This is a genomic window from Nocardia sp. NBC_01388, from assembly GCF_045040085.1.
In the GTDB taxonomy this organism is placed as follows: Bacteria; Actinomycetota; Actinomycetes; order Mycobacteriales; family Mycobacteriaceae; genus Nocardia.
Genome location: NZ_CP109553.1, coordinates 6,779,320 through 6,799,936 on the forward strand (window position 1 = coordinate 6,779,320; position 20,617 = coordinate 6,799,936).

The 20,617-nt window shown below is 66.9% G+C and carries 17 protein-coding genes; 9 read left to right on the plus strand and 8 right to left on the minus strand.

The features are described 5' to 3' along the window. Positions 1 to 4 precede the first annotated feature (4 nt). The 3 genes from OG716_RS32540 to OG716_RS32550 all read left to right on the plus strand — a co-directional run bounded on the left by OG716_RS32540 (position 5) and on the right by OG716_RS32550 (position 2,463). The gene (locus tag OG716_RS32540; RefSeq protein WP_405134269.1) at positions 5 to 676 is read left to right on the plus strand and encodes a response regulator; all 672 of its coding nucleotides are present in this window, start codon (positions 5 to 7) and stop codon (positions 674 to 676) included. A gap of 245 nt (positions 677 to 921) precedes the next feature. Continuing rightward, the gene (locus OG716_RS32545) at positions 922 to 1,584 is read left to right on the plus strand and encodes a DUF1707 domain-containing protein (protein WP_405140068.1); all 663 of its coding nucleotides are present in this window, start codon (positions 922 to 924) and stop codon (positions 1,582 to 1,584) included. A gap of 57 nt (positions 1,585 to 1,641) precedes the next feature. Further along, positions 1,642 to 2,463 carry an alpha/beta fold hydrolase gene (locus OG716_RS32550; protein WP_405134270.1) on the plus strand — a complete coding sequence of 274 codons (822 nt, stop codon included), beginning with the start codon at positions 1,642 to 1,644 and terminating at the stop codon, positions 2,461 to 2,463. On the opposite strand, the gene OG716_RS32555 is transcribed toward OG716_RS32550, so the two are convergent. Both OG716_RS32555 and OG716_RS32560 read right to left on the minus strand, forming a co-directional pair. Next, a complete protein-coding gene (locus OG716_RS32555; RefSeq protein ID WP_405134271.1) occupies positions 2,451 to 2,870 on the minus strand; it encodes a PIN domain nuclease in 420 nt (139 codons plus the stop codon). The genes OG716_RS32550 and OG716_RS32555 overlap by 13 nt on opposite strands. Next, entirely contained in the window at positions 2,860 to 3,057 is a 198-nt protein-coding gene (locus tag OG716_RS32560; RefSeq protein ID WP_405134272.1) for a type II toxin-antitoxin system VapB family antitoxin, read from the minus strand. The genes OG716_RS32555 and OG716_RS32560 overlap by 11 nt, the downstream gene beginning before the upstream one ends. A 759-nt stretch (positions 3,058 to 3,816) precedes the next feature. Between OG716_RS32560 and OG716_RS32565 the strand changes: the two genes are divergently transcribed. Further along, positions 3,817 to 5,454, plus strand: a complete 1,638-nt coding sequence (locus OG716_RS32565) for a DUF2339 domain-containing protein (RefSeq protein WP_405134273.1) — start codon at positions 3,817 to 3,819, stop codon at positions 5,452 to 5,454. An 88-nt stretch (positions 5,455 to 5,542) separates the two neighbouring features. On the opposite strand, the gene OG716_RS32570 is transcribed toward OG716_RS32565, so the two are convergent. The 4 genes from OG716_RS32570 to OG716_RS32585 are packed head-to-tail and all read right to left on the minus strand — an operon-like array spanning position 5,543 to position 11,764. After that, on the minus strand, positions 5,543 to 8,641 hold the full coding sequence (locus OG716_RS32570) for an MMPL family transporter (protein WP_405134274.1): 3,099 nt from the start codon (positions 8,639 to 8,641) through the stop codon (positions 5,543 to 5,545). Continuing rightward, positions 8,641 to 9,387: an NYN domain-containing protein gene (locus tag OG716_RS32575; RefSeq protein WP_355124978.1), complete on the minus strand. Its 747-nt coding sequence runs from the start codon at positions 9,385 to 9,387 to the stop codon at positions 8,641 to 8,643. The genes OG716_RS32570 and OG716_RS32575 overlap by 1 nt, the downstream gene beginning before the upstream one ends. Continuing rightward, positions 9,384 to 10,286, minus strand: a complete 903-nt coding sequence (gene trmB / locus OG716_RS32580; RefSeq protein ID WP_405134275.1) for a tRNA (guanosine(46)-N7)-methyltransferase TrmB — start codon at positions 10,284 to 10,286, stop codon at positions 9,384 to 9,386. Before trmB ends, OG716_RS32575 begins: the two co-directional genes overlap by 4 nt. 59 nt (positions 10,287 to 10,345) lie before the next feature. Further along, positions 10,346 to 11,764: a lipase family protein gene (locus OG716_RS32585; protein ID WP_405134276.1), complete on the minus strand. Its 1,419-nt coding sequence runs from the start codon at positions 11,762 to 11,764 to the stop codon at positions 10,346 to 10,348. 248 nt (positions 11,765 to 12,012) lie between these two features. On the opposite strand from OG716_RS32585, the gene OG716_RS32590 reads away from it, so the two are divergent. The 3 genes from OG716_RS32590 (at position 12,013) to OG716_RS32600 (ending at position 16,827) form a co-directional block, all read left to right on the plus strand. Further along, positions 12,013 to 12,729: a hypothetical protein gene (locus tag OG716_RS32590; protein ID WP_405134277.1), complete on the plus strand. Its 717-nt coding sequence runs from the start codon at positions 12,013 to 12,015 to the stop codon at positions 12,727 to 12,729. A 495-nt stretch (positions 12,730 to 13,224) separates the two neighbouring features. Then, complete coding sequence (locus OG716_RS32595) at positions 13,225 to 14,778, plus strand: hypothetical protein (RefSeq protein WP_405134278.1); 1,554 nt, start codon at positions 13,225 to 13,227, stop codon at positions 14,776 to 14,778. Positions 14,779 to 15,000: 222 nt separating this feature from the next. Beyond that, positions 15,001 to 16,827 carry a phosphoenolpyruvate carboxykinase (GTP) gene (locus OG716_RS32600; protein WP_327142744.1) on the plus strand — a complete coding sequence of 609 codons (1,827 nt, stop codon included), beginning with the start codon at positions 15,001 to 15,003 and terminating at the stop codon, positions 16,825 to 16,827. Between the two features lie 237 nt (positions 16,828 to 17,064). On the opposite strand, the gene OG716_RS32605 is transcribed toward OG716_RS32600, so the two are convergent. Further along, positions 17,065 to 18,498, minus strand: a complete 1,434-nt coding sequence (locus tag OG716_RS32605) for an aldehyde dehydrogenase (protein ID WP_355124968.1) — start codon at positions 18,496 to 18,498, stop codon at positions 17,065 to 17,067. 349 nt (positions 18,499 to 18,847) lie between these two features. On the opposite strand from OG716_RS32605, the gene OG716_RS32610 reads away from it, so the two are divergent. Together OG716_RS32610 and OG716_RS32615 are read left to right on the plus strand one after the other, a co-directional pair. Continuing rightward, positions 18,848 to 19,051 (plus strand): hypothetical protein, encoded by a 204-nt coding sequence (locus OG716_RS32610; protein WP_355124966.1) that lies wholly within the window; start codon positions 18,848 to 18,850, stop codon positions 19,049 to 19,051. A 203-nt stretch (positions 19,052 to 19,254) separates the two neighbouring features. Beyond that, the gene (locus OG716_RS32615; RefSeq protein ID WP_327142741.1) at positions 19,255 to 19,557 is read left to right on the plus strand and encodes a hypothetical protein; all 303 of its coding nucleotides are present in this window, start codon (positions 19,255 to 19,257) and stop codon (positions 19,555 to 19,557) included. On the opposite strand, the gene OG716_RS32620 is transcribed toward OG716_RS32615, so the two are convergent. Continuing rightward, on the minus strand, positions 19,519 to 20,343 hold the full coding sequence (locus OG716_RS32620; RefSeq protein WP_405134279.1) for a methyltransferase domain-containing protein: 825 nt from the start codon (positions 20,341 to 20,343) through the stop codon (positions 19,519 to 19,521). The two genes, OG716_RS32615 and OG716_RS32620, sit on opposite strands and share 39 nt — an antisense overlap. Between the last annotated feature and the right edge of the window lie 274 nt (positions 20,344 to 20,617).

Genomic DNA, 20,617 nt, shown 5'->3' on the forward strand with positions numbered 1-20,617 from the left:
GATGATGTCCGAAGGTGATGCGGGAAACACGGTTTCGGTCATGGTGGTCGATGACCACCCCATCTGGCGTGAGGGTGTGGCCCGCGATCTGGCCGAGGCCGGATTCGATGTGGTGGCCACCGCAGACGGCGTCGGCACCGCCGCGCGCCGCGCCGCCGCCGTACAACCGGTGGTCGTGCTGATGGATATGCAGCTCCCCGACGGCAACGGCGCCGACGCCACCGCCGAGGTGCTGCGCGTTTCCCCGCACACCCGGGTCCTGGTGCTGTCGGCCTCCGCCGAACGCGATGACGTGCTCGATGCCATCAAGGCCGGCGCCATCGGCTACCTGGTGAAGAGCGCCTCCGTCACCGAACTCGTCGATGCCGTCCGGGCAACCGCCGCCGGCCAGGCCGTATTCACTCCGGGCCTGGCGGGTCTGGTGCTCGGCGAATACCGGCGCATCGCCAACACCCCGCCCGATCGTGACGAACCCCATCGCCCCGCCCTCAGCGACCGCGAAACCGAGGTGCTCCGCATGGTGGCGAAGGGCCTGTCCGCCAAGCAGATCGCCACCCGCCTCAACCTCAGCCACCGCACCGTGGAAAACCACGTGCAATCCACGCTCCGCAAACTACAGCTCGGGAACCGCGTGGAACTCACCCGCTATGCCATAGAACAGGGCCTGGACGAGTAGTGCATCGTCCCAGCGCAACAACTGATTTCGCAAGGCCGGGGTAACTCCCCGGGTACCCCCAAAATCGGTTCGGCTCCCACCCGCACCACGCGTCCCCAACCGTCAACGGCTCCCAGGCCGTGCGCCAAAGTTCCGGGGAGGCGGGACAGCAGATCAGGGATTGCCCTGATGCGCAGACCACTCCCGGCTCGTAATCTCGAATTATGGGAGGTCCTGAATCGATTTCCAGCGTTGAGGCCGCCGTTATCGGCGACCGTGACCTGCGGGTATCGGATATCGAACGCGAACACGTCGGACGGCTGCTGCAGCGCGCGGTCGGTCTCGGCATGCTGTCACTGGGGGAATTCACCGAGCGTATGGACACCGCGCTCGCGGCCAAGACCCGTGGTGAACTGAATACGGTGCTGGTCGACCTGCCGGGTATCCGGCTCGCCGGGCAGCCCGCGCCCAAAGCGCCGCAATTCGTCTACACGCCCCGCCCGCAGTACGGGTTCGCCCGGCCGCAGTACGGGGTCCGGCTCGCGCATCCGGTCGGCGCCGGGAATGTGATTCGCTCGCGGATGTCGGGTGTCAAACGCACCGGCAATTGGCAGGTGCCGGGCACGCTGCTGGTCAACAGCTTCATGTCCGGTGTGAGCCTGGACTTCACCCAGGCGGCGATGGCGACGCAGGTGGTGGAGATCCGGGTCGACGACTTCTTCAGTTCGCTCGAACTGATCGTGCCGTCCGAGGCCACCGTCGATATGAACGGTCTCGACCTGGTCGGATCCAGTGCCAACAATAAGGTGCGCACCGGACCGCCGATGGGACCGCTGCACATCATCGTGCACGGCAGCGTCCGTTTCGGGTCGGTCACCGCCAAGCACCCCTTCGGCACGCACTGGAAGCGATTCCTCAACGGGGCCTGAGCCCCGGCGGCGAATCCGCCGCCGGGGCAAGTGGTTCCGGCAGGTATCGTCACGCCCATGGCGGAAGGCGGTACAGCGGACTCGGTTCCGGACCCACTACTACGGACCGGACGTGGTGCGCCCCTGCTGCTCCTGCACGGCGTGCTGCTCACCTGGCAGTCCTGGCTACCCGTTATCGACGATCTGCGCGCCGACCACGACATTCTGGTGCCCACCCTGCCCGGTCACTGGGGTGGCCCGCAGGCGCGGCGCCCCGCCACCGTCGCCTCCCTCGCCGACTGGGCGGAAGCCCTGCTGGACGAAAATGGTTGGCGCACAGCACATATCGCGGGCAACTCACTCGGCGGCTGGATCGCCCTGGAACTGGCGGCCCGCGGCCGCGCCCGCAGTGTCACCGCCATCTCCCCGGCCGGCCTGTGGCGCGATTCCGCCGCCTCCAACGCCCTGGTCCGCAAATTCCGCGGTATGAGCCCGCTCATCGGCTTCGGCGCAGGCTCCCCGCCCGCCATGCCGAACATGATCCGCAGCCTCCTGCTGCCCCTGCTGGCACACCGTCCCGAAACCGTCCCCGCCCACCTCGCCCGAGCCATGGCCGCCGCCCCCACCCACTGCGCCATTCTCGACGACCTGGCCGAAGACCCCGCCCTCCCAACAGGTTTCACCGCCCTGCCGACCCTCTCGGTCCCCACCTCGATCCTCCTCCCCGAATTCGACCGAGTCCTCCCACCCCACCTCTACCCACCCCTGACCCCCACCCCCACCATCGAAGTCCACCCCCTCCCCGGCGTAGGCCACGTCCCCATGCTCGAGGCCCCCACCCGCATCACCACCGAAATCCGCGCCACCATCACCCGCGCCGCAAAAGCTCAATCCGCCTGACCAGCGGGAACTACCCATCGAACAGGTTGTCCGGTGATCTTCGCGATCATGTCGAAGTCCCCGTCGTAGTGCAGCACGGTGCACCGATGCCTCTCGGCTACTGCGGCCACGATCAGATCCGGCAATGATATGGCGCGGTGATTCCCTGCATGGATCAGCTGAACCTGTACCTCGTTGACCCGATCCCACACCTCATCGGGCATGGGCAGCCAGTCGAAACCACGCAGCAGCTGCCGAATACTCTCGAGCTCCGAGGCGCGTCGCACACTGAAGAGCACCTCGTACTCGACGGCTCCGCAGATCGACAACAGACCCCGCGCCGAGAGATCGTCGAGGATCGGTGCGACAGTCGGCTTTCCCCACCGTGCCAACGCGGACTTGTCGATCAGATATGAATCAGCGCTCATCAGGCGCGGTGTCGTCCGCGAGCCCGCCAGCCTTCACCCACTCGGCGAATTCTTCACGCTGCCGTCGCCGTACAACATCAGCCAGCGCCGCATTGACGGTGGCGACCTTCTTCGAGGTGCCTAGGATCTTTGCTGCCTGAGCCAGCAGATCATCATCGACATCGAGAACAGTCCGCGACACGGTCACCTCCAAACGATATCTTTTTCGAGGTTATCAGATATCAAAACGAACGACCGTCATGAGAACAGGTAGGAACCAGACCCGAACCGGGTGTTTCTACTCATCCTGACGAAGCTGCCGGTCGCCAGCATTGCTGACATGAATACCGCCATCGATCCGCGATTGATCGCACGGTTGTCGACTGAGTTCACCTCGCTCAGCGAGCACATGGGCACCCTCGGCTGTGATCTCGAGGCCCTGCGCTGCCAGCTCGTCGCCGGCTCCGGCGCCCCGCGCGCGCCCCACCTATCCACCCCGCCCGCCCCGGAAATGCCGGTGGCGGGCGGTGTCATGCCTGACTCACGCACCACCGGGCAGCCGCCATTGGGTCCGAGTGCGGTGATCCCGGGCCATCCAGTGCGAGCTGCGGATCTCTCCGCCGCTCAGGGCGGTTCGAGTCCGCGGACGGGCGAGAGCGCGCCGGCCGGCGCGGTGCCGCCTCCGGGTGCCGGTTCCGCGACGCAGACTGCGGCGTTCACCCAAGCTGCGCGGACCTCGGTGCCGCCGATGCCGCAGGCCACGGCCGGAGTGCCGGTTTCGCCTGCTGCCGGTGGCGGATGGGGTCCTCCGGCTGCCGGCGTGCAGGCTCCACCGCCTGCGGGGGCGATGCCTGCGTATATGCCTTCGATACCGGGAGCACCGTTGGGGGCGCAGGGGCTTGGGGCTGCGGGGGCCGGGTGGATGGGTGGGCGGCCTGGTTATTCGCCCATGCCGCCTATGCCGCCTATGGCGCAGCAGCGGCGGCGGGTGGAGGCGGTGCGGGGACCGAAGGTGCCGTGGTGGCAGCGGGAAGGGGTGATCAGTCGGGTGCTGGCGGTGGCGGGGGTGGGGGTCACGCTGATCGGGGTGGTGATGTTGCTGGTGTTGGCGGCGCAGGCGGGGTTTTTCGGGCCGGTGCCGAGAGTTGCTGCGGGGGCGGTGTTCTCGGGGGTGTTGGTGGGTTCGGGGATGCGGGTGCACGGGCGGGCCGGGGGACAGGTGGGGGCTATTGCGTTGGCGGCCACGGGTATTGCCGGGGGATATCTGGATATTGTCGCCATGACGACCATGTACGGGTGGTTGCCGCCGGTGGTCGGATATGTGGTTGCGCTGGGAATCGCGGCGGGCGGGGTGGGGCTCGCCATGCGGTGGCGGTCGCAGGCGCTGGCGGTGCTGGTGGTGCTGGTGGCGGCGCTGCTTTCGCCGGTGGTGACCACCGAGTTGGCGTTGCTCGCCTTCCTGATTGTGTTGCAGATCGCCGCTCTACCAGTGCAATTGGTGCGTAACTGGCCTTATCTGCATGTAGTGCGGACACTTCCGGCGGTGCTGGCCACCTTGATCGCGGTGGCCGCGGCCGAGCTGGGGGATGCCACGCGCGGGCATCGCTACGAGGTGCTCGCCGCTGCGATCGCGGTGGCGGCGGTGGGTCTGGTGGGTTCGGTGCTCGCGGTAGGCCGCCGGGCCGGAGATATCACCGCGAGTCTGACATTCGCGGTGGCCACGGTGCCGCTGCTCGCGACGCCGACCATGTTCGAGCGCCGTACCGGGGTGCTGGTGTCCGCTGTTTTCGCGGCGGTATTGCTGACGGTGGCCGCGCTGCCGTGGATGTCGAAACTGGCTGGGCGGGTGCGCATTCCGGGACATTTGGCGGCGGTTGCCGCGGTGTCGGGCGCGTTCGCATTGCTCGAGGTGTGCTTCGGCGCGACCCGGGTGCAGACCGTACCGGTGGCGCTCTATCTCGTCGCGCTCGGATTCCTGGGGGTGGCCGGGCAGCAGCGCTCGCGAATGGCCGCGGGTATCGCCGGCGTCTTCGGGCTGATCGGCACCCTGGGCTTCCTGGCCGATGCGGGCCCGTCCACTCTGGCGCACCAGTCGTATGCCGAAGCGCACCTGGGGATTTCGACCGCACTGGGCGCCGTATCGGCGCTGGCCGTGCTCGCGGTCGGGTTCTGGTGCGCACGCCGGCTGGGATTCGTGGAGCGGGAAAGCGATGCGACAGCGGTCATCGTGGTCGGCGGTTTGGCCGGCCTGTACATGGTGACCGCGCTGTCGGTATCGCTCGGCATCATCATCACCGGCGGCGCCGACGGTTTCCTCGCGGGCCACGGCATTGCCACCATGGTGTGGATGGCCGCCGCCACGGCGGCCCTGCTCTTCGGCCTGCGCCGCCTGTCCCGGACGCCGCAGCAGGCGAAGGTCGCCCTGGCCGCCGGTCTGCTGGTCACCGCCGCCGCCCTGGCCAAACTGTTCCTCTTCGACCTGGCGACACTCGACGGCCTGCTGCGCGCGGCGGCCTTCCTGGTGGTCGGCGTGCTGTTGCTGCTGGTGGGCACCCGCTACGCCCGTGCCTTCGCGGAGGCGGGCGGCCGAGCACAACCCAACTAGCCCGAGGGGTCATCCCGCACAAACGAAACCGCCCGGCCGAGTGGATAACTCGGCCGGGCGGCTCTGTGTCGATATCAGGCTGTGGATATCAGTCGCGGTTCTGGCGCCGGAGCAGTTCGTTCACACTGACCGTGCGACCGTCACCACCTCGATGCTTGCCCTCGTCGTCCTCCACACTGTCCTGGTCCTTATCGGTGCGGCGGCGAGCCGAGCGCAGATCCGACATCCACTGCTCGATGCTGCTGCGCCCGCCGGCCTTCGGCGGATCCTCGGCGGAGTGATGGGTCGGATGCGGTTGTTCGGCAGTGGGATCGGCCGCAGGCTGCTCCTCCTCGGGAGCATGCGGCTGATACAGCTGCGCCCGGGTCGCCGGATGCGGCGGCATTTTCGCCTCCGGCGGCGGCAGTACCCGCTCCGCGCCGACCACCCGCGGGGTAGGCGCGGCCGGAGGCTCCGGATCCGATTGCGGCGCAACCGGCTCGGCCTCCGGCGCCGGCTTCGACACCACGGGGACAGCGGCCCGGACCGGGAGATCGGTCGGCAGCCCACCGCCGAGCTCGGCACCCGAACGGCGTTCCGTCACACTGAAATCGGTAGTCTCGGGCTCCGCACCGGCATCGTTACCGGCGGACCGGCCGCTCGCCGAATCGGCATCGGCCCGCACCGGCACACCCGCGGGTGCACTGAAATCGGCAGGACCACTGCGGCCGCCGGACGAACCGAGATTGGTCAGCGAGACATTCAGCCCCGCGCCCGCCGCACCACCGAGCAGGGATTGCGGAGGGCTGGAAGGCTTTCCACTGCCCGACGGTGCACCGGAATCCTTCGCCTTGGTATCGGCATCCGGCGCCACGGTCTTGTTGATGCGCTGTGTCGGCGCCTCACTGTCGATCAGCCTGGCGGGCCGCGGTTTCCGCGGGAACCGGCTGGTGGCGTCCTCGGACAGCGCCGGCATCTGCATGGTGACCGGATCGGTGATGGGCGTGGTCTTGACCAGGTCGACCACCTCGCCGCCGCCGGGCCGCTCATCGTCCAGAATCGGCTCGCCCAGCCCGATCTTCTGCTGAATCCGCTTCATCCAGGCCGGAGCCCACCAGCAGTCGTCGCCGAGCAGCTTCATGATGGCGGGCACCAGCAGCATGCGCAGCAGGGTGGCGTCGATGAACAGCGCCGCGATCATGCCGTACGCGATGTACTGCATCATCACCACGTCGGAGAACGCGAACGCGCCGGTCACGGTGAGCAGGATCAGCGCGGCGGCCGTAATGATGCGCCCGGTCTGCGCGGTACCGGCCCGCACCGCCTCGGTGGTGGACGCACCCATGGTGCGCGCCTCCACCATTCGCGACAGCAGGAAGACCTCGTAGTCGGTGGAGAGGCCGTAGATCACCGCGATGATCAGCACCAGCACCGGCGACATGATCGGCTGTGGCGTGAAATTGAGCAGACCCGCGCCGTGACCGTCGACGAAGATCCAGGTCAGAATGCCGAGTGTGGAGCCAAGACCCAGGGCGCTCATGAGCGCCGCCTTGATCGGCAGCACCAGTGATCCGAAGGTCAGGAACATCAGGATCGTGGTGATCAGCACGACCAGGCCGATCATCAGCGGCATGCGATCGAGCAGCGCGCTGATCGAGTCCTGCTGGATGGCGGGCTGTCCGCCGACCAGTACCTGAGCGTCGTCCGGCACATCCATGGACCGCAGATAGTCGATGGTCGGCCCGGCGTCGTTGACGCTCTCCAATTGCGCGTCCGTGGTCCACACATCGGAACCATTGGGCGGCGTCGCCGGAATCGAGAACGTGCTCTTCTTGACCAGACCCGGAGCCTTGTTGGCCTGGGTCAGGATATTGCCGATGTCCTTGGGATTGCTGGTGACAATGATCAGCTGCACCGGTGCGGACTTGCGCAGCGGGAAGTACTCGTCGAAGTGCTGCTGCGCCAGACGGGTCGGATTGTCCGGCGGCAGATAGGTTTCGCTGATGCCGCCGAAAGCCAGGTTTTTCACCGGAATGATGAGCAGCAGCAGGCCGACGCAGATCGGAATGGCGACCTTCAGCGGATGCTTCATCACCCACGCGGTGAGTTTGCCCCAGAAACCGGCCTCGATCTCCTCATTGCTCTTGGTCTTGTTGAACCACTTGAGCCCGAACGCATCCACCCGCGGCCCCAGAATGGCGAGCAGCGCGGGCAGGATCGTGATCGAGGACAGCGCCGCCAGCGCGACCGTCGCAATGGTCGCGTAGGCAATCGATTTCAGGAAGCCCTGCGGGAACAGCAGCATGCCGCCGAGGCTCGCCACGATCATGGTCGCGGAGAACATGACGGTGCGGCCGGCGGTCATGACCGTGCGGCGCACGGCCGCCTTGGTGTCATAGCCCTCCGCCAATTCCTCGCGGAATCGGCTGACTATGAAGAGCCCGTAGTCGATGGCCAGGCCCAGACCGATCATCGACACCACGCCGCTGACAAAGGAATTGACGTCGGTCACCTTCGTCAGAGCCATGATGATGCCGTTGGCGCCGAGCACCGTGAGACCACCGACGATCAGCGGCAGCGCGGCGGCGACCACACCGCCGAAGATGAAGAACAGCAGGATCGCGACCGCCGGAATGGCGATGAGCTCCATGCGTTTCTGGTCGGCCTGCATGGTGTCGTTCAGCGTGCCCGCGACCGGCTGCAGGCCCGCGACCTCGACCTTCACACCCGGAATGGCGAAGGCGTCCTTCACCTTCCGGTAGTTGCGCAGCATATCGGTGTCGTTATCGCCCTTGATGGCGATGGCCGCGAAGGCGTGCTTCTTGTCCGCGGTACCGGCCTGGGACGGAATCCACTGGCCGGTATCGGTTTTCCAGTACGCGCCGTTGACCTTGTCGATCTCCGGATACTTCGTGGTCAGGCCGTTCAGGCTGCTGACGACCTCCTGGCTGAACGCCGGATCGTCGATCGTCTTGCCGTCGGGCGCGGTGTACAGCACGAGCACATCCGCGCTGTGGTCACGCCCGTAGACGGAATCACGCAGCACCGCAGCCTGTGACGACGAGGAGGTCGGATCGTCCCATCCGCTGGAGCTGAGATGGTCTTCCAACCCGAACCCGAAAGCACCGAGCGAGAGCAGCGCAGCCACCACTATGCCGAGAACGGAATAGCGCAGCCGATAGACCAGGTCGCCCCAGCGGGTGAACACTAAGCGACTCCTTGAGCGGGGCGGGAGGTGAGCAGTGCTGTCAGCGGCCGGAACGGCTGCAGCCATGCACCCTCATCGGGCAGCGAATCGAGGCTGACCCTGGGCAGTGGTTCACGGAACACGCCCGGGATGTCCTCGAGATCGATGAACTCGAGAATATCCGACGTGACCGCCCAGCTCGCGTGCTCGCGGAATCCCAGCACTTGAACGGGCACGCCGCTGGCGGCGATTTCTTCGAGCGGTGCGCGAAATGCCTGGCCGTCGGCGGAAGCGACCATGATTCCAGCCAGTCCCGCGCCGCGACGGCGGAGCTGGATATGGCCGAGCATATCGCTGTCGACATCGGAGTCTTCATCAATTTTGGGCTTTGCGAAGACGGCGTAGCCGACATTGCGCAATGCCTCCACCCACGGTCGCACCACATCCGCGGTGCCCGGGGCGATATTGGTGAAAACGGTCGCTTCGGGTTCGACGCGCTGGCGACTGCCCACGGATAGTTCCGCGGTGCGGGCCAGCAGCCAGCGGCCGAGGGCGTCGAAACGTGGTCGGTACGCGGCGGTCGGGCGGCCGCCGAGAATTGCGCCGAGACCCATATCCAGGTTGGGCGCATCCCAGACGAGCAGCACGCGCCGTAAATCGGTGCTGGTGCCACCCACGCCCACGGCGCCCGTTAGTTCGGACGATGCAGTGCCGTGCATTATTTCGGCAACATCCGCGACCTCCGGGGCCATCTCACTGACGCTCATGATTCGATCTTCCCCCAGATGAACTCCGTGATGGCGCTACCCGCGCGGAGTCCTTTTCCTTCGAACTTGGTAATCGGACGTTCGAAACCGATCGGTGCGGTTTCAAGGTACCTTGCGGAATCCCCACCCGTTGCCTCATTCATGCCAATGAGCTGGGATTCTCCCTTTCCCACCTCGGCAATCCATTCGGCATAATCCGCGTGATCGGTGGCGACGTGCAACACGCCGCCGGGACGCAGGCGACTCGCGATGAGTGTGAAGGTCGCGGCCTGCAGCAGCCGGCGCTTGTGGTGGCGCGCCTTCGGCCACGGGTCCGGGAAGAACACTCGGACACCTGTCAGCGACTCTGGAGCAACCATGTGCTCGAGCACATCCACGGCGTCGCCGCGCAGGATGCGAATGTTCTCGATCTGCTCGCGCTCGACGCGCTGCACCAGCTGTGCCACGCCGGGCTTGTAGACCTCGACGCCGATCAGGTTGAACTCCGGCTCGGCCTGCGCCATGGCCGCGGTGGCTGTGCCGGTGCCGCAACCGATCTCGACGATCAGCGGTGCGCTGCGGCCGAACCAGGCGTCGGCGTCCAGCTTCTCGTCGGAGACGTCGCGGCCGATGCGCGGCCACATCCGTTCCCAGGATTGCTGCTGCTGCGGCGTGAGCGCACCGCGGCGCGAGCGGAAGCTGGTGACCCGGGGGTAGAGGCGATTGCCGCGGGCGGCACGGTCGATACCGTCGCGGGCGGCACGGTCGATACCGTCGCCGGTGGCACGGTCGATACCGTCGCCGGTGGCACGATCGATACCGTCGCAGGCGGCGTGATCGCCGTCACCGGCAAGGTCGGCGGACCGCGGCCCGGGGACTGACTCGGCAGTGTGGTTCGCGGCGTCGTTCACGGCGTCCATTGTCCAGTATCGGATGGTTAGCGCAGCAATCGACTAGGTGTTCGGGGGTGTGCCATTACTCAGGCTGCCAGGCCCGACGCCTCGGTGGCGACCGGCTCGTACTCCTGCCCGAGCGCCAGTCCGAACGTGACACGCATTGCGGTAGTTGCCAATTCCACCAATCCGCGCCAGCGCGACGGCTCGAGGGCTACCGACCAGACGGTCTTGGTTGTGGGTTCCGTGAGAGTTTTCCCGGCGATGCGATCGGCCAGCCAATCCAGGCTCAACGGGGTGGAGAGCGGCAGCATCGAGAAGTGCTCGCTCAGGCGATCCCGGATGTACCAGACCGCCGCGCCCGCCTCCCGGTAGCGCTGCACCTGACCATCGATTCCGTCGACCCCGATCACCTGATCGTGAATCGGCTGCACCACCAGTACGGGGCAGGCCGGAGCCGCGCTGCCGAGGCGGATGTCGTCGAACATCTCCGCGAGCTGGGGCAGCACGTCGTCGAGCGGGCGATTCAGGTAGTTCTCCAGGCGACGGCCCACCAGCAGCGGAAGTGCGGCGAGCGGGCCGAGCGTCTGCACACGCTCGAGCAGGCGGCGGCCCTCTTCGGTGAAGTCGTCGCGGACCACCTCGGCCATGGCCGGATACACACGATGCAGTGCGGCGATGACGATCGCCGGGAATCCCGCGAACGCGCCACCGTTCAAACGCAGGAACACCTCGCCGGGATCACCGACCGGCGCGCCCAGTGCGGCGCCGACGATATTCAGCTCGGGGGCGTACTCGGGAGCCATCTCGATGGTCCAGGCGCTGGCCATACCGCCGCCCGAATAACCCCACACCGCGATCTTGGTATCGGGGCGCAATCCCAGCGGAGCGAACCGCAATGCCGCGCGCACACCGTCCAGCGAGCGGTAGCCGGGCGCGCGGGGCACTCCGAAACCACCGTGCGGGCCTTCGTGATCGGCGATTGTCACCGCCCAGCCGCGCCGCACCGCATTCGCGACCAGCAGCCACTCCAGCTGAGTGATCGACCCGGGCGACAGCGCGCCCTTGCGCAGCGCGTACGAGGGCGCACAGCGATCGGTCACCGCATCCATGGCCGACCCGAAGACCAGCAGCGGCCGAGTCGCATCCGGCGCCGCGCCCTTCGGCAGCAGCACCGTGGTGATCGCGACCTCCGGCCGGCCGTGCATATCACTGCTGCGGTACAGCAGCTGCCATGCCGTCACCTGCTGGGATACCAGTCCGAACAGCGCCAGTTCCACCGGGCGACTGCGGAGCAGGGTGCCGGGGGCGTGCGCGGCGAAGCCGCTGGGCGGGCGGAGGAACGGATCCCGGCTCGGCGGCAGCGGACGTTGCGAAGCGCTCCGGCGTACGGGTGTCCGAGGCTGTCGCACGGTCGGCCGGTCGGCGGCGCGCGTGGGGGCTGGATCGAACTGTCCCGCAGGTGAATCGGTCATACCTAGGTCATCGTCGGCAGTCGTGGTCATCGCAACCTCCCAGAGTGAGTCCGGCTGTCGGACCCGAGGGAGCCGTCGTGTGCCGCTGTCGAATGAACAGTCGATCGGTTCGAACAGTAGGGGAGTTTGCGGTATCTGTGAAGAGCAGTTGCATCGAATTGTGCTGTCGCACAGATAGACCCGCAGCTCACCACTGCTATCCCACAGTGCGTGATTCGCGCCCCACCCACTCCGCCGAAATCTCCGCGCCCACAACGCCCGGCGACTAAGCTGCCCCCGTGTCGGCCGGGCGACCACCGCGCATCCAGGTGACCGGCCGCTCCCGCGCCGGTAAATCCACCGTGCGAAATGCGTTGTCGCTCATATCCGCCGAAGAAACGGCGCCGATCGACGTCCCCGGGCAACCGGACCCGGTCCTCGACGGCGACCTCCTCCTCTACATCCTCCCCGGCGTCCTCGGCCCCGCCGATCGCAGCGTCCTCGCCACCCTCCCCCCGGACCGCACCCTTGTGGTCCTGAACAAGGCCGACACCATCGGCACCCGCTGGTCCGACGCCGCCCTGACCGCCGACCGCCACACCACAGCCCTCGGCATCCCGACCTTCCCCGTCGTCGCCTCCCTCGCCGTCCACACCCGCGCAGGCACTTTCACCGAGTCCGACCTCCGCACCCTGCACCGCCACCGCCACCGCACCCGGACCGACCCCGCCTTCACCCTCACCCCGGACCTCTTCACCGACCCCGCCGTCGCCGAAGACACCCCCGCCCGCCGCACCCTCCTGACCCGCTGGGACCTCTACGGCATCTCCTGCGCCCTCACCGCCCTCCGCCACAACCCAACCCTCCACCCCCACCCCCTCCTCCAAATCCTCCACTCCGCCAGCGGCATAGACCCCCTCCACCAAGCACTCCACCGCCGCTACCAACAAGCCACAACCCGCCTGACCCGCGAATCCCCCGCCCACCAAGCCGATCCGGCCCCCGACAACGAATAAACAGATGTCGGATCGAACCCCCGCCCCCGCCAAGCCCTAGGCAAACCCGGCACTCAGGCCGAGGAGCCGGGGCATGTCGAGCTGCCCGTCGGCCCGCACGACCCCGGCCTGCATCCGTCCGGATTGCGCCTCCCACCAACAAAATTGGTCATTGCGTCGCCGGAATCCCTCGATCCGTCGCCGGAATCGATCGCATCCCCCGCGGAGCTGAGTTCGCAGCCTTCGGCACCGGCATCGCTGGAGATGACGCCCGGGCCACCTACGGCGGAACCGACGTCATGGTCGTCATCCGAGCTGAATTTGCCGCCGCCTCGTGCGATCTCATCGGCGCCGGACACCGGTAGATCGGCGGCCGGACAGTCGGCTGACCGGAAGCAGTCACCTCCACTCGCCTCGCCGGGTTCGGCATTGTCTTCGATGGCAGCGGGCGAGCTTTCGCCTCGATCCTGGGAAGTGGTGTCCCGTGAGCCATCGGGTCCGGAACCGCGCGGAGCATTGCCGGCAGCACTCCCACCTGCGGCGGAAGCGGTGGTGATGCGCTGGAATCCGCATGGTCTGGCGCTGCTGCTGGCCGTGCGGAGCAACGCGGGCGTGGCGGCGGCGTCGGTGACGCTGATCGGTGGGGACGAGACGAATTCTGTGCTGTTGCGGACCGAACTGGCACGGTTGACGCCTCGGGTCGAGTTGCTCCCGGTAGATATCGACGGCAAGTGGGGCGGAACCGCGACCGGGCGACCGGATCATCCGACTGTGGACGGGGCTGCCGGAGTCGGTGCGGACCGGTTGGTCCCGGTGGCTTGTCTTCTCCTGGAAGGGGGTTCGCCCATCGGACGAGAGATGTTGGGTGTGGTCCGGGCGTTGCGTGCGAACGGGACGCGGATCGTGTTCGCCCTCGACGGGTTTCACGTGCATCGAGAGTGGCGGGAGGTGTTGGAGCGGGATGCGGTTCTCCTCTCGGCAGGTGGCCCGGCCGAGATCGTTCCGGTTTCGGCGCGCATGGCGATAGTGGCGCGGGCGAATGAGAATGCGGCGCTGGCAGATCGGTCGGGGGTGGCGATGCTGCATGCGCGGCTGGTGGCGGCGGCCGGAGCGGGGGCCGCACAGGATCAGGTGGAGATCGTGCGGGCGCGGGTGATTGCGGAGACGCGGCAGCGGATCGAGCGGGAGCTGGAGAAGTTGCGCGGTGGTGGGGATGTTGCCGGGTTGCGGGCTGAACGGGCGACATTGTTGGCGGTGAATGATGGTGGGCGCGGGGCTGCGATGGGGGTGCTGCGGAATCGGTTGCATTTGGCTCGGGTGGATCTGCTGCATGAGGTCGGGGTGCGGATTCGGGGGTTGAATGCGGCGGCTCGGGCGGATATCGAGCGGTTGCCGCCTAGCGGGCTGGGGGGCTTTCCGCAGGGTTTGCAGAATTCGGTGGAAAAGATCACACGGGAGGTTGATCGTGTGAGCCGTCAGCGGCTCGCCGAATTGGAGGAGCTGATCGAGAAGGCTGTTCGCGCATCGGAACTGGCGGGAAATCCCGGGGCGGCACTGTCGGCGCAGGTGGGGGCGTTGTCCGCGGAGTCGGAGCGGCGGCCGCGGGTGGGTTCGGGGCCCGAACCGCGGTGCGGGGGTGTCGAAGATCATCTGATGATCGCGTTAGGGGCCTCGGCGGGGTTCGGGCTGGGACGGCTGGTGGTGCTGCCGCTGGCGCTGTGGGAGGCGGTGGATTACGCGCTGGCGCCGGTCAGTCTGCTGCTCGGCGCGGCCGCGGCGGGGTGGGTGGTGCGGGCGCGCAGGCAACTCGCTGATCGCGCCCATTTGCGGCAGTGGGTGGCGGATGCGCTGGTCAACGTGAAGGCGCAATCGGAGCAGCGGGTGGTGACGGCACTGGTGGAGGCGGAGGAGCGGCTCACCGATCACGTGGTGCGCACCGCGACGGCACACCTGGTCGAAACAGACCGTCGGGTAGGGGAATTGGAGGCGCAATTGCGGCAGGCGGCGCAACGGCGACCTGCGCTTCTGGCGGCATGCGAACGTGACATTGGCGCACTCGATTTCGCATAGTCGCTGGTTGAAGGTTTCGACCCGGTACCGACTGGACAACCCGATTCCATGCGCCGCGATATATGGCGTTAACCTCTATGACAGGAACCTGGGCGTCCGCTTGGTCCTTGTACGCCGTCCAGCCGGGACGTGCTATCGGCAAGACTGGTGGGTGCCTTGCCGCAATTGGTGGCACTCGGTGTCGCGAGCACCCCGGGCCACCCATCTCAGGAGAGTTGTTTCATGACCTCAGCGACCATTCCTGGTCTACACGATGGCACCGCGCCCACCGAGCACAAGGAACTGCTTGCCTGGGTACAGGAGGTCGCAGAACTCACCCAGCCAGACCGCGTGGTCTGGTCGGATGGTTCCGAGGCGGAGGCGGTGCGGCTCTCCGAGCAGCTCGTCGCCGCGGGCACCTTCAAGAAGCTGAACGAGGCGAAGAAGCCCAACTCGTACCTCGCTCTCTCCGATCCCTCCGACGTCGCCCGCGTCGAATCTCGCACCTACATCTGTTCGCGCAACGAAGCAGACGCCGGTCCGACCAACAACTGGGTCGACCCCGCCGAGATGCGCGCCACCATGACCGAGCTGTACCGCGGCTCGATGAAGGGCCGCACCATGTACGTGGTGCCCTTCTGCATGGGCCCGCTCGGCGCCGAGGACCCCAAGCTCGGCGTGGAGCTCACCGACTCCGAGTACGTCGTGGTGTCGATGCGCGTCATGACCCGCGCCGGCACCGCCGCGCTGGAGAAGCTCGGCACCGACAAGCCCTTCGTGAAGGCGCTGCACTCGGTCGGCGCCCCGCTCGCCGAGGGCCAGGCCGATGTGCCGTGGCCGTGCAATGACACCAAGTACATCACCCACTTCCCCGAGGACCGCGAGATCTGGTCCTACGGTTCGGGTTACGGCGGCAACGCGCTGCTGGGCAAGAAGTGCTACTCGCTGCGCATCGCCTCCGCGATGGCGCACGACGAGGGCTGGCTCGCCGAGCACATGCTGATCCTCAAGCTGATCTCGCCGGAGAACAAGGCGTACTACATCGCCGCCGCCTTCCCGTCGGCCTGTGGCAAGACCAACCTCGCCATGCTGCAGCCCACCATCCCGGGCTGGCGCGCCGAGACCCTCGGCGACGACATCGCGTGGATGCGCTTCGGCCCGGACGGTCAGCTGTACGCCGTCAACCCGGAGTTCGGTTTCTTCGGCGTCGCGCCGGGCACCAACCACAGCTCCAACCCGAACGCGATGGCCACCATCGACGCCGGCAATACCGTCTACACCAATGTCGCGCTCACCGATGACGGCGATGTGTGGTGGGAGGGCCTGGAGGGCTCGCCCGATCACCTCATCGACTGGAAGGGCAACGACTGGTACGAGCGGGAGTCGGAGACGCTTGCCGCGCACCCGAACTCGCGCTACTGCACCCCGATGTCGCAGTGTCCCACCCTCGCCCCCGAATGGGACGACCCGCAGGGCGTGCCGATCTCGGCCATCCTGTTCGGCGGCCGCCGCAAGACCACCGTCCCGCTGGTGACCGAGTCCTTCGACTGGCAGCACGGCGTGTTCATGGGCGCGACGCTCTCCTCCGAGCAGACCGCCGCCGCCGAGGGCAAGGTCGGCACCGTCCGCCGCGATCCGATGGCCATGATCCCGTTCCTGGGCTACCACGTCGGCGACTACCTGAACCACTGGATCAATATCGGCAAGAACGCCGACGCCAACAAGCTGCCGAAGATCTTCTACGTCAACTGGTTCCGCCGTGGCGCGGACGGCCGTTTCCTGTGGCCCGGATTCGGCGAGAACTCCCGCGTGCTGGAGTGGATCGTCGGCCGCATCGAGGGCAGCTCGCAGGCCGAGCCCACCCCGATCGGCAATGTCCCCACCGCCGCGCACCTCGACCTCGAGGGTCTGGACGTGGTGGCCGCCGATGTCGACGAGGCGCTGCTGGTCAACTCCGAGGAGTGGAAGAAGGAAATTCCGCTCATCGAGGAGTGGTTCGAATTCATCGGCGACAAGCTGCCCTCCGGCATCCGTGACGAGTTCGAAGCTCTCAAGGAGCGTCTGGGATAAGTGCGCAACAAGCGCAACTCGTGGGGGCTCCGCCCCCACACCCCCTGACATGAAACCGCCCGCCCGCACCGAACCGGTGTGGGCGGGCCGTTTTCGTATTTGCGTGACAACTGATTTCGTACGGTCGGGGTAACTCCTGGGGTACCCCCAGAATCGGTGATCAGCCTGACCGCACTACGCGTCCGGAATTCCGTACGGCACTCGGTCGGGCGCTGAAGGTGCGGGGAGGCGGGACAGTTACATCCCCATGGGCATGAGGACGGACTTCTGCTCGCAGTAGGCGTCCAGGCCCTCGGGGCCGTTCTCGCGGCCGATTCCGGAGGTCTTGTAGCCGCCGAAGGGTGCGCAGGGGTCGAAGGCGTACCAGTTGATGGCGTAGGTGCCGGTGCGGACTCGGGAGGCGATGGAGACGCCGTGTTCGATATCGGTGGTCCAGACCGAGCCTGCGAGGCCGTAGTCGGAGTCGTTGGCGATGGCGACCGCCTCGTCCTCGGTGTCGTAGGGCAGGACCGAGAGCACCGGACCGAAGATTTCCTCGCGGGCGATGGTCATCGAATTCGTGACATCCGCGAAGACGGTCGGCTGGACGTAGTAGCCGGGGAGGTCGTCGGGGCGGCCGCCGCCGAGGAGCAGGCGCGCGCCCTCGTCCTTGCCCTTGGCGATATAGCCTTCGACGCGTTCGCGCTGCGCCTTCGAGATCAGCGGGCCCAGTTGGGCATTCGGATCGGTGGGCAGACCGAGCGGGAAGGCGCGGGTGGATTCGGCGAGCGCGTCGAGGATCTCCTCGTACCGGCTGCGCGGCGCCAGGATGCGGGTCTGTGCCACGCAGGCCTGGCCGCTGTTCATCAGGCCCGCGAAGGCGAGCTTGGGCATATCGGCGATATCCATGTCCGGCAACAGAATTGCGGCCGATTTGCCGCCCAGCTCGAGGGAGCAGCGCTTGAGCTGACTGCCCGCCATGGCCGCGATTTTCCGGCCGACCGCGGAGCTGCCCGTGAAGGTGACCTTGTCGACGCTGGGATGGGAGACCAGGTACTCGGAGACCTCGGCGTCGGCGGGCAGCACCGAGAGCACGCCCTCGGGCAGTCCGGCCTCGGCGAAGATATCGGCGAGCAGATTCGCGGTGAGCGGTGTCAGCGGCGCCGGCTTGAGAATGACCGTGCAGCCTGCGAGCAGCGCGGGGGCGAGTTTGTTCATGGCCAGGAACAGCGGCACGTTCCAGGCGATCACGGCCGCGACGACGCCGACGGGTTCGCGCATCACCCGGGTGGTGCCGAAGATGCCGGTGCGGGATTCGTTCCAGGGGAAGACCTTTCCGAGCCCGGCATAGAAATCGAGCGTGCCCTTGGCGGGGAAGGTGTTGAGCGTGACCGCGGCCATGGTCGGGGCGCCGGTCTCGGCCGAGAGCGCCGCGGCGAGGGCCTCCGACCGCTGATCGAGCAGCTGGGAGGCGCGGGCGAGGACTTCGGCGCGCTCCTCGGGCGGGGTGGTCGGCCAGGGGCCGTGATCGAAGGCGTGCCGGGCGGCCCCGACCGCTGCGTCGACGTCGGCGTGGGTGGGCTTGGGGACGCTGCCGACGGTTTCGAGGGTGGCCGGGGATACGACGGGGATGGTCTCGGTGCCGGCGGGTGCGGTCCAGCGGCCGCCGATGAACAGACTCTGGTACTCCATGAGAACACGTTACAGTTTTGCTCCCCATTGTCCGGAAGATTGTTCGGGCCTGCGTCCCACTGAGCGGGATGGAACTGAAATTCGACTCTTCGGTTTATTTGTCGGCACCTGAACTCGTTCCTGAAACGCGGTTCGCAATTCGGTTTGCCTTATGGTGTCCTATGCTCTGCATGGCTCCGCTCGACCGACCGTTCTGGCCGGTTGCTATTAATTAGCTGCTGCTATTCTGGTTGCCGTGCCTCACTTTTGTTTTCCTCTCTAGGCCGGTTACTCGCTCGACGCGCACTGGGTTCACTACGCACTGGTTCAAGACGTCCTGGGTTCCATTGGTGAGAGGTAGGCGAACGGCATGACCGCTGTGGACATCGACTCTTTCATTTTTCCCGAGTTCACCGAAAGTCCTGTGGTGCCCGCGAGTACGCCGATGCAGCGGGCTGCCGGCCAGTTGCAGCGGGTGTTGCCGCCGGGCTGGCAGGTGGAGGTCGTCGAAAGTACGCGCGGTGCGGCGCGCAAGGGTCAGCCGGTGCTGCGATTGGTCGCCGCCGACCTCTGAGTGGTACCGGAGGGCAAGGCGCGCAACCGCTTCCGCATACCTGGGGCTAACTCTTGGCATATGGGAAAATCGAATCCCAACCTGTCGGTTCGCTTTTCGTGAAACGCACTATTGCATTCGGCACCTGTAGCGAGCATGCTTTATAGCTATTGCAGATAGCTCGCTCGATTCATGAACCGTTACCGCACAGGGGAGTCCGAGTCATGGCGGTGCAAGTGGTCGACAGATCGTTGATGACAAGTGATCTCACTCCTCATCAGGCGAAAAGCGTTGGGGTCGGCGGCTGGGTGGTGTCTTTCCTGCCGGGCCGCACCCTCACCACCGAGCAGGCTGCTGCGGCGTTGCAGGCAGCGGAAGCCGTTGCCGCAGTGAATGAGCTGGCCGGCCGGGTCGGGCTCACCGCCATGGAGACGGTCGGGCTCGCAACCCAGGAGTCACCCTGGAGCGAACCGGAATGCACCGGTGGATTAGGGAGAATCTGGCGACGCGGCAGACTGCAGCGCTGAGTCCTGTTTCGTCGCAATCACCACCAGGTTGCTGACCAGTAGTTCACGCACCGCCGGAACATGCACCACCCACCAGGCCCACCGTGGGTGATAGCGCGGGAAAACGGCCAGCACCTGCACGTCGTCCGGTGTCTGGCGTGCCCAGCGCAGCCCCTCGGCCGCGCTCACCGCGAACAATGAGGTGCCGAATCGGTTCTTCGGCTCCCGCCCCTGCTTCCGCCGGTACCGGCGTGCCGCGAACTCTCCGCCCAGATAGTGCCACGGCCCGGTCTCGTGCCCGCCGAACGGGCCGGACCACACGGTGTACGAAAAGACCATCAGCCCACCGGGTTTGATGACACGCAGCATTTCCTCGGCCATCACCCACGGCTGCGGTACATGTTCGGCCACATTCGAAGAAATGCAGACATCTACGGCATTGTCGCGAAACGGCAGCGCCATTCCCGACCCGCGCACCGCACCGGCCACACGCAGCCCCGCCGCATGCATCTCCGACGGATCCGGTTCCACCGGCAGATACCGCGCCCCCGCGCGCTCGAATTCGTCCGCGAAATAGCCGGGCCCGCCGCCCACGTCCAGCACAATGGTGCCGCGCAGCGACCGTCCCGTCAGATCCCGATAGAAATCGGCCACCAGATCGGCCGTATCGGTGGCCACACCGCCGTAGAACAGCCCGGGATCGGTCTGTTCGAACCGGAAACTCCCCAGCAGCCGTAGCGAGCGCCGCAGCGTGGCCCGCCGGGCAAAACGCGGTCTTCCGGAATGGGTCCCCTCGGCTCGAAGCACGCCGAGCAGTCTCGCACAGTGACACGTGCAGCGACCCGGTCACCTGAACCTCGCACCCCGACACGCAGGCTCAGACCCAGAGCTGGGTTTGCCGAACGAATGATCGCGCGCGCGACGGCGCCGACTTCGCGATGCATCGTCCGGCGCATCCCGAACGTGATGACCCGGTCGTGCAGGGCGTGTGGGCCGCGGAGGCGTGCGATCTGATGCCCTGGCGTCGGGTCGGTACAAAGTCGGTTGACCGGTGCCGGGGTCGCGGGCCGGGGTCTCGCTA

Excerpts from the sequence above, each read along its gene's own strand:
- OG716_RS32610 (WP_355124966.1), top strand. The coding sequence starts at position 18,848 with ATGACCGCTGTGGACATCGACTCTTTCATTTTTCCCGAGTTCACCGAA.
- OG716_RS32555 (WP_405134271.1), bottom strand. The coding sequence starts at position 2,870 with ATGAGCGCTGATTCATATCTGATCGACAAGTCCGCGTTGGCACGGTGG.
- OG716_RS32575 (WP_355124978.1), bottom strand. The coding sequence starts at position 9,387 with ATGAGCGTCAGTGAGATGGCCCCGGAGGTCGCGGATGTTGCCGAAATA.
- OG716_RS32565 (WP_405134273.1), top strand. The coding sequence starts at position 3,817 with ATGGCGCAGCAGCGGCGGCGGGTGGAGGCGGTGCGGGGACCGAAGGTG.
- OG716_RS32615 (WP_327142741.1), top strand. The coding sequence starts at position 19,255 with ATGGCGGTGCAAGTGGTCGACAGATCGTTGATGACAAGTGATCTCACT.
- OG716_RS32550 (WP_405134270.1), top strand. The coding sequence starts at position 1,642 with ATGGCGGAAGGCGGTACAGCGGACTCGGTTCCGGACCCACTACTACGG.
- OG716_RS32585 (WP_405134276.1), bottom strand. The coding sequence starts at position 11,764 with ATGACCACGACTGCCGACGATGACCTAGGTATGACCGATTCACCTGCG.
- OG716_RS32605 (WP_355124968.1), bottom strand. The coding sequence starts at position 18,498 with ATGGAGTACCAGAGTCTGTTCATCGGCGGCCGCTGGACCGCACCCGCC.
- OG716_RS32540 (WP_405134269.1), top strand. The coding sequence starts at position 5 with ATGTCCGAAGGTGATGCGGGAAACACGGTTTCGGTCATGGTGGTCGAT.
- OG716_RS32600 (WP_327142744.1), top strand. The coding sequence starts at position 15,001 with ATGACCTCAGCGACCATTCCTGGTCTACACGATGGCACCGCGCCCACC.
- trmB (WP_405134275.1), bottom strand. The coding sequence starts at position 10,286 with ATGGACGCCGTGAACGACGCCGCGAACCACACTGCCGAGTCAGTCCCC.